The organism is Flavobacterium movens (assembly GCF_039581425.1).
GTDB lineage: Bacteria > Bacteroidota > Bacteroidia > Flavobacteriales > Flavobacteriaceae > Flavobacterium > Flavobacterium luteolum.
The window spans coordinates 1-1313 of sequence record NZ_JBCPXY010000022.1 but is presented as its reverse complement, the minus strand read 5'-3'; the positions used below and the strand labels follow the sequence as shown (position 1 = coordinate 1313).

1 protein-coding gene is annotated in these 1313 nt (G+C 32.9%); it reads right to left on the bottom strand.

Annotation, left to right across the window (positions count from 1 at the left end):
• Nucleotides 1–47 precede the first annotated feature (47 nt).
• Nucleotides 48–1273 (bottom strand): IS3 family transposase gene (locus tag AAYQ05_RS21840; protein WP_445709723.1). Its coding sequence is split into 2 segments (ribosomal slippage): nucleotides 48–925 and nucleotides 925–1273, totalling 1227 coding nucleotides; the frame shifts between segments, so codons are not numbered across the junction.
• Nucleotides 1274–1313: the final 40 nt, after the last annotated feature.

Here is a 1313-nt window from a genome sequence, read left to right as displayed (position 1 = left end):
TGAGTCGTCCTAAAATAGATTGACAGATTTTACAATAAAAATTTATATTAACCAGTCAGGTTTTCTTGGCTGGTTTTTTCATGAATAAAGTTTGGAGTCTGCATCATTAAACTCAAGTGTGGTCTTTTTGTATTATAACAATTTATTGAGTTGCTTATGAGTTTTTCTAATGTTGCTCCATCCTTGCATTTGTAAATTAAAAACTCATTTTTTAATATTCCATTAATCCTTTCTGCTAAAGCATTTTGATAACAGTCGTAACCGTCAGTCATTGATGGTTTAATGTAGTTTTTATCTAATACATCCTGGTAAATTTTTGAACAATATTGTAATCCTCTATCAGAATGATGTATTAGCGGCAGGAATGATTTTCTATTTTTTATTGCCATTTTTAAAGCCTGCACTACATTTTCCGCATTCATATCATCGCTAAGTTTATAACCAACAATTTTCCTGCTGTAAGCATCGGTGACCAGTGAGAGGTAATGAATTTTTTGATGTGATTTTATATAAGTAATATCACTTACATATACCTGCTCTGGGCGTTCAATTTTATATTCTTTCAAAAGATTATCATATTTGTGCAGCCAATGCTTTGAGAAGGTAGTTTTTGTGTAACTCTTCATTGGTTTTACAAGTAATTTTTCTCTTCGCAGATAATCAAAAAGCGCATCACGCCCAATTTTTATTCCTCTTTGATAAAATTGTTCTGAAAGGATATGATACAATTTACGTGTGCCTATACGAGGCATTTCTAACCTTATACCAATAATCAGATCTTTAACTTTAAGTAATTCAGATTCCCTTAAAGAAATTCTATTTTGTTCTTGATAAAGAGCCTGCCTGCTGATCCCAAACAATCGGCAACTTCTTGATAAACTTATTCCTGCTTCTTGCCTGAGGCGGAAGATGGTTTGGGAGAAAACTTTTTTCGAATCTGGGTGCCGTACTGACTATCAGAGATATCAATCATAGTGTTGAGTATCTTATTCTTAAGCTGTTCATCTGCAAGTTCTTTTTCAAGCCTTTTGATAATTTGTGCCGGAGTTTCTTTAGATTTGGACATAAATAAAAGGTTTGGTTTACTCCAGTCTAAGTTACCAAATTTTCGAAGCCAAACCAAAACTGTACTTCTTCCTTGTATCCCATAAACTCTTTGAGCTACCTTGTAAGTCATTTCGCCTTTTTCAACTTTGTCTATTACAGATAATTTAAAAGCCATATTGTAATCTCGTTGCGAGCGCTTAGATGCATTTGTTACTTTGTTTTTCATAATAAGTCAATTTAGTGTCAACTTATTTTAGGACGAGACA